Genomic DNA, 7,400 nt, shown 5'->3' with positions numbered 1-7,400 from the left:
GTTGCCCACCGCAACGTGATACGGCTGTTGGAGGTTCTCGACGCGGGCATGGCCTTGGCCGGTCAAGTGTGGTCGCAATGTCATTCGCTGGCATTTGACTTTTCGGTGTGGGAGGTTTTCGGGGCCTTGCTGCACGGCGGCCGGTTGGTGGTGGTACCCGATGCGGTGGTGCGTTCGCCCGAGGATTTGCATGCTGTGCTGGTCGCTGAGCAGGTCAGCGTGTTGAGCCAAACCCCCTCGGCGTTTTATGCGCTGCAAACCGCCGATGCGCTCGCACCCGAGCTGGGCCATCAACTCAAGCTGGAGACCGTGATCTTCGGTGGCGAGGCGCTCGAACCCCAACGTCTTCGGCCCTGGCTGCGCCAACATCCGGGGCTGCCGCGACTGCTCAACATGTATGGCATCACCGAGACAACAGTGCACGCCTCGGTGCGCGAGATCGTCGACACCGATGTCGAGGACACCACCAGCCCGATCGGGGTGCCTTTGTCTCATCTGGGGTTCTTCGTGCTCGATGCCTGGTTGCGCCCGGTACCTGCCGGTGTGGTCGCTGAGTTGTATGTGGCCGGCGCCGGGCTGGCCTACGGATATGTGGGCCGCGCTGGTTTGACCGCCTCACGGTTTGTGGCATGCCCCTTCCCCGGTGCCGCTGGGCAACAGATGTATCGCACCGGGGACTTGGTGTCCTGGAGTGCTGATGGACAGTTGCTGTATTTGGGCCGTGCCGATGAACAGGTCAAGATCCGCGGATACCGCATCGAACTCGGTGAGATCCAGGCGGCGTTGAGTGCTCTCGACGGAGTCGAACAAGCGGTGGTCATCGCCCGCGAGGACCGCCCAGGCGACAAACGACTGGTGGGCTACATCACCGGAAACGCCGACCCCACCGCCGCCCGCGCACACCTGGCCGAGCAGCTACCGGCCTACATGGTGCCCGCGGTCATCACCACCCTCGACGCGCTGCCGCTGACCGTCAACGGCAAACTCGACACCCGCGCATTACCAGCACCCGAATACAGCGGCACCGACCACTACCGCGCCCCCGCCAACACCACCGAAGCAATCCTGGCCGGCATCTACGCCCAAGTCCTCGGGCTGGACCGGGTCAGCGTCGACGACTCATTCTTCGAGTTGGGTGGTAATTCCCTCACGGCGATGCGGCTAATTATCGCAATCAACAAGTCATTGAACGCTCATCTGGCTGTGCGCAGCCTGTTTCATGCGCCATCAGTGAGAGGCCTGAGCCAGGCGCTGGAAAGGGAAGACAGCGCGGTAGAACTAGTCCCCGTTGAAATACTAAAAGAGGGCAGCGGGGTGCCCCTGTGCTGCATTCACGAAGGTAACGGGCAAAGCTACGCGTACCGTGGTATCGCTGAAAATTTAGATTGCCCAGTCGTTGGGATTAATCAGATCCCTCAGGAAGGCGAGCCGGAACCCAGATCAATCCGTGACCTCGCGGTCATTTATGCCGACCGACTTCAAGCGATTTATCCCGTCGGGCCGTACAACCTTCTGGGATGGTCTTTCGGAGGACCTGTTGCACACGAGCTTGCCATTGAACTTCGTCGGCGCGGCAGCGCTGTGCATTGTCTTACTCTCCTGGACCCAGTTCTGAGCAATAAGGATTCCGTCCAAGACGACGAGAATCGAGGAGAGGAACGTCTCCTGAACCTCTTGCTGAAATCTAGTCGTATCGAAATTAAGAACGACTTGCAGCCTATTACATACCGAGAGGCACAGGAGTTGATTCGTCAGCAAGGGGAGGTCGCGGAGTTCATTCTTCCGCCGAAGGAGGTCTTCGACTTCGCCGTTCGCAATCATAACCTTAACCAGTCGTTCCTTCGGGACCATGTACCCGGCGTCTTCGAGGGAGATATGGTTATATTCTCAGCTGCAAGAAATGATGATACGAGCGGCTCTAATTCAACGGATCCAGAAGGTTGGCGGCCTTACGTCACTGGTGAGATCATGGTTTATCCAGTTGATTGCGTGCATGACGAAATGGTGACCGATGGGGCGCTGAATACATACATTGAACGGCTTAGAACTGTGATGGGCGCTTGAGGCTTGCTAAGAGAAGCCGGAAAGGTTCAGGTTTGTCAGCCGATTTCCGAAGGCCAATTCGGCCGGAGGTCCTTCAAGGCAGCCGTGCACACGTGCGGTGTTGTGCTAGTGGACCCAGCTCAGGGTGGCCAGTTCGACGCCCTCGACGGTCTTCCAGGCGCCCAGGCGGGGTGCCCCGTAGATCAGCTCGGCCACTGTAGTAGCCGTTGACGTCTCGGCCAGGGCTGTCGCCTGCCATGAGGACGCGTCGGTGGTCTCTTCGTTTGTTCGTTCGACAGCTTGACGGCTCAAGTCAGGAGGCCGCGGCCATGACGTTTCGGGAGGTCAGTGTGAACGAGACCAGGGAAGTGCTGCTAACGGTCCAGCGCGTCGACGGATTTACTTGCACCTTCCGGCTGCGCCACTTGCTGCGCTGTGTAACCGATGAACAGCGCGATAACGATTAGCACGACGACCATCCCGGCCAGCCATAAGAGGCCATAGCCGTAACCCTGGTCCAACGCATCCAACTCCGCGGCGTTCAGGGAATGCACCGGGCCGATGGTGCCGCCTAGGTGTAGCGTGCGCGACGTAATGGCGGCCTGTATGCCTGCCAACACAATAGGTCCGCCCAAGTTCTGCAACATCACTGTGATCGCGGACGTGGGGCCGATGCGGTCCAAGCCCACGCTCGAGATCAGCGATAACGCCAGTGGGACGTTCACCAAGCCCAGACCGACGCCACCGATTAGAAGGGGCAGAACAAGATTCGGGAAGTAAGGAATGCCTCGATTGACCGTCGAGCCGTACAGCACCGCGGCAAGCATAAGAAGCCCGGCAGAAATCACCACGACCCGCGGTGGAATCCGCATCACTAACCTGGACGCCAGCCCCACACCGATCGCCATCGCGATCGCGAACGGTATGAAGCTGACGCCCGCGCGCAACGGGCTATAGCCCATGATCGTCTGCACATAAAGAGCGACGAGCACGGTCAGCGTGAAACCAATTCCGCCGGTCAGGAATATGGCCGAGAATGTGACCAGGCGGTTGCGGTCCTTGAACAAGTCGAACGGCACGATGGGGTTTTCGGCGGTGCGCTCCACGACGGCGAACGCCACCAGAGCGGCCAGAGCCACCGCACCCGAACCGATCGTCGTAGCCGACAGCCAGCCCCTCTCAGGTCCCATCGACAAGCCGAAAACAACTGCGGTACAGGTCAACGTTGCGAGCACAGCGCCGGTAGCGTCCAGCTTCATACGCTCCTTCTGCGTTTCCTCCAGCGCAGAGAGAGCCAGGTAGATCACTAGCAGACCGATCGGGACATTCGCCAAGAAGGCAAGCCGCCATGAAATATCGGTGAGCGCCCCGCCTACCACCAAACCTGACACTGTTCCTACAGCCGTCATTCCGCCAAATACTGCTGTGGCAGCGTTGCGCATGGGTCCCTTCGGGAAGGTGGTTGCCACCAAAGCTAGACAGGTCGAGGTGACGATCGCGGCCGCCAGGCCTTGGAGGAGTCGGGACAGAATAAGCGTTGTCTCGTCCCACGCGATGCCACACATGGTCGAGGCAAGCGTGAATACGGCGACAGCAACGATGAAAGTGCGCTTGCGGCCAAAGGTGTCACCCAAGCGACCGCCTAATAGCATGAGACCACCGAAGGTCAGCAAATAGGCGGTAATTACCCAGTTCCTCCCCGCATCTGACAAGCCCAGCTCGTCTTGAATCAACGGGAGGGCCAAAATCGCGATCGGACCATCCATCGTGGTAAGCAGCTGAATACCGCCGATCGCAATAACCGGTGCGACGAAGCGACGTGACACAAGCCAGGACGGGAAATGATGTCTTCTCCGCGTGAGCGCGGTTGATTCGAGCGGCTTCTCCGTCGTCTTCTCCGCCGACCCCGTCGTCGTCTGAGGAGGCGTTTTCGCTGCCTCGTCGCGAGCCGTCATAGCGGGCTACGCTACAGCAAAATCACACCACGCTGACGCGGTCTGGTACGTCTCCGCGGTCGCAATCTCAGGTCAGAACCGGCAGGTCGGAAGCTGCGGTGCGCGATCCTGGTTCTTGGCGGCGATGCGCGCGCTGGCTTCATTCTTGGGGTCAAGTCTGGGGACGTGGTACACCCCGTCCCTGGACATGAACCCTCTACGTCGCCGTCGTCGTTTCGTAGATGGGTGTCTTGCGCTGTTTTCCCGCGTATCGGCTCGAAAACAGTTGTCATAGCTGCGAACTGGCCGTCAGGTAACTGGGGGGCCAGACGCTCCGGTCTCCCCTTCCCGAGAGTCGGGGCGCTCAGTTGGTCGTGATCAACGATCGTACTTCACTCGAGAACAGGTGTCTTGGCACGACCGCGTTGTAGACAGGCGGAAGTGCGCACACTCAGCTAAAGGTAAGCCGCAAGTCGAGGGAGAGCTGGCGGATACGAATGGACCGGCACCGGACTGCTCGTGCATGCTCCGCCTGGCGCCGGGGGAGACGCTTCTCGCGTTGGTGACGGGGTAAAACTCGTTGCATGCCGAATGCACACGGCCTTGCAGCCGCAGGTCGTAGCCAACGCCCGCAGAAGCGGAGCTAGTGTCTCGCGTCTGAATTTGGTTTACGGGTGTGGGGCAGGATTTCGTCTGCGGTTTTGGTCCACACGAACGGGTGACAGCGTTGGTTCCAGCCGTCGATGAATGCGCTGATGGCTGTGATGAGTTCTTTGACACTGTTGAACGAACCCCGGCGGATGGCCTGACGGGTGATGATCGAGAAGAACACCTCGACCAGGTTCAGCCATGAGCCAGAAGTCGGTGTGAAATGCAGTGTCACGCGGGGGTTCTTGGCCAGCCATGCACTGATATCGGCGTGTTTGTGGGTGTGGTAGTTGTCGCATACCACGTGCAGTTTCCGTCGTGGGTAGGCGCGCGCGACGGTCTTGAGGAAGTCAAGGAATTCGGCCTGGCCGTGAAGCTCGTAGCAGCGGTCGGTCACCTTGCCGGTGGCGATCTCCAGCGCGGCGAACAAGGTGGCGGTGCCGTTGCGGTGATAGTCGTGGGTGGCCTTCTCCGGCAGGCCCGGGCGCATCGGCAGAATCGGTTGGGTTCGGTTGAGCGCCTGAATCTGGCTTTTCTCGTCGACGCACAACACGACCGCGTTGGTGGGCGGCTTGAGGTACAGGCCGATAACGTCACGGACCTTCGCCTCCAGCTCGGGATCGGTGGAGAACTTGAACGTCTCCCGCCGCCACGGCTTGACCCCGTAGCGCCGCCACGCCCGGGCGACCGTGGCATCGCCCACGCCGAGGTGACGGCCCAACAGTCGACTCGACCAGTGGGTCACCGCCAGCGACTCCGGTGGGGCATCGAGGGTGGCCGCCAGGATCGCCGCGTCATCGACGGTCTTGGGCCGGCCGCTGCGGGGCTCGTCGGCAAGTCCATCAATGCCCAACGTGGCGAACCGATCCCGCCACTTGATCACCGTCGGGCGCGACACACCAACCTGCCGCGCTGCCACCGACGTACCGGCCCCATCGGCCATGGCCAACACAATCCGTGCCCGCTCGACTTGGCCGGCAGACACCGTCGAGGACCGCGTCCACGATTCCAACGTCACACGATCTTGCGCACTGATCACCAATCCAGATGACGGCATACACCATCATCCCACACCGTAAACCAATTAATGACGCACGACACTAGTTCGTGATTCGCCCAAATACGTCACAGCTTTGGCTTATCGTCATCCCCTGATGAGTCCGTTCCCCTTCGGCGCTCACGGCGCACCGTGTCCATCGACCACGCCATAAGCCGAGCGCCCGCGGCCGATTTGGCCAGTCATAAGAAGGCATATCGGCTGATCGATCGATGACTTGCTCGTGTCCAGTGTAAAAGGATCTTCTTCTGCGTCTTGAAAGGAATAAGCAATGTTTGACGACCTTCGTCATCACAAAGCCGAAGTCATCTGGTCCTTGGACTCTGAACACCCGGCTTTGTGGGATTGGCTTGTTGGTCAGCATTCTTGGTTAGAGGAAGTGCCTTCCAAACTACGCGAGGGTTGCCCTGTAGCTCCCACATTGGAACCCTTTGACAATGAGCACCACGTGCGGCCGCCTAAGCATATGCGCGCGTTCTACATCAAGCACAGTGATGGTGGCGTGCTGGGGGTCAAAGGCAGCGAAGTCGTAGACGACGATCTAGAGCGGGCCTTCCGTCAGTCTTATAGCCTTGGCCAGCGTTGGGCCCCCATGGAAGTCTTCCCTCTCGCAGAGCAGAAGCTGGGGCTTGCTGTGCATGGTTCAGAGGCGCTTGACGAAGCAAAGATAGCAGCTAGTTTTCAAGAGAAGTACGTTCGTCAGTTCGGCGAGTTGGCGAACACTCCGATGCACTTAGCTGTTTATCGTTTTCCCGAGGAGGTTGTCGACAAATATTTCGACATCTTAGACAGGTATGCGTCAGATCGGACCAGGCACTTATCAAGGTTGCTCGCTGAGGATGGGCTCGCTGCCTACGTCTACTTCTTTCCACACCTTCCAGTTCGACTTGCACATGTAGTCCCGCCGCAGTTGGGAGACAGTGGAATCTTCGATGCTGCGACTCGTGACGGTGTCTTGAGTGCCCAATACGGATACGACGCCCGCAGCGCGACTCATTCATATTTCTCCCTTGCCGGAAGAATGCTCGCCATCGGATATTTTCCGCTCAGCATGGCCTCTTATGGCGTAGGTTACTGCACTAGTGCGCAAAACGTCACCCTTAGGGGTGGCATGGTCGACGTGGATTCCCTCTATCCTTTCGAGAAGGTGAAGAGCGATTGGGAATTTTCGATGACGTTTCTGACAACCATGTCAACCATTTGTGCGACCGCGAAGGTTCTCCTGTTCTCGCCGATGCCTAATATTCGATTTGAGTTTGACGATCCATCGGCTATTTCTGTTCTTCTCACCGATTTTGTATGGAACCGAATACGGCAGGAGGTAGCAGCGTGTGCCGAAATGGGCATCGAACTCGACGCTAGGCTCGACGAGATGCTGTCACAGCCGTCTACTGAAAAGATTTCCAATCTGTTAGCGAAGATGTACCCACAGCGTCAAGACTTTTTCCTCGCCACCCATTTGGTCTCCGGCTATGACAATCGTGGCTGGGACTAACGGACCGTATAGAGGTTTATCGGAAACTTCCTCCACGCGAACTCAGGTAGAAACCACCAGACGCGAAAATGGACGTGGGACAGACGCTCACTATCTTTAGGCCAAGATCTCCCAGCACGGCGTTAAGCTCTGTTTACGGCGATTTGCCTGACAAGACATATGTCCCCCGTCTGTAGCGGCCGCTCCAGCCGTCGGTGCCGTCTGCCGAAAGCGTGGGCAGGGC

The 7,400-nt window shown here is 58.9% G+C and carries 4 protein-coding genes; 2 read left to right on the top strand and 2 right to left on the bottom strand.

Features of this window, described 5'->3' with window-relative positions:
* The coding region (locus tag AU193_RS23750) for an alpha/beta fold hydrolase (protein WP_156425241.1) at positions 1–2,064 on the top strand (2,064 nt) is incomplete at its 5' end.
* A gap of 353 nt (positions 2,065–2,417) precedes the next feature.
* On the opposite strand, the gene AU193_RS15790 is transcribed toward AU193_RS23750, so the two are convergent.
* Entirely contained in the window at positions 2,418–3,998 is a 1,581-nt protein-coding gene (locus AU193_RS15790; RefSeq protein ID WP_082683006.1) for an MFS transporter, read from the bottom strand.
* 622 nt (positions 3,999–4,620) lie between these two features.
* Entirely contained in the window at positions 4,621–5,682 is a 1,062-nt protein-coding gene (locus tag AU193_RS15785) for an IS630 family transposase (RefSeq protein WP_064423318.1), read from the bottom strand.
* Between the two features lie 271 nt (positions 5,683–5,953).
* On the opposite strand from AU193_RS15785, the gene AU193_RS15780 reads away from it, so the two are divergent.
* Positions 5,954–7,177, top strand: a complete 1,224-nt coding sequence (locus tag AU193_RS15780; RefSeq protein WP_156425240.1) for a hypothetical protein — start codon at positions 5,954–5,956, stop codon at positions 7,175–7,177.
* Positions 7,178–7,400 lie beyond the last annotated feature (223 nt).

This window comes from Mycobacterium sp. GA-1285, assembly GCF_001499905.1.
Lineage (GTDB): Bacteria > Actinomycetota > Actinomycetes > Mycobacteriales > Mycobacteriaceae > Mycobacterium.
The sequence above is the reverse complement of the archived record's forward strand: the minus strand, read 5'-3'. Positions and strand labels throughout refer to the sequence as shown.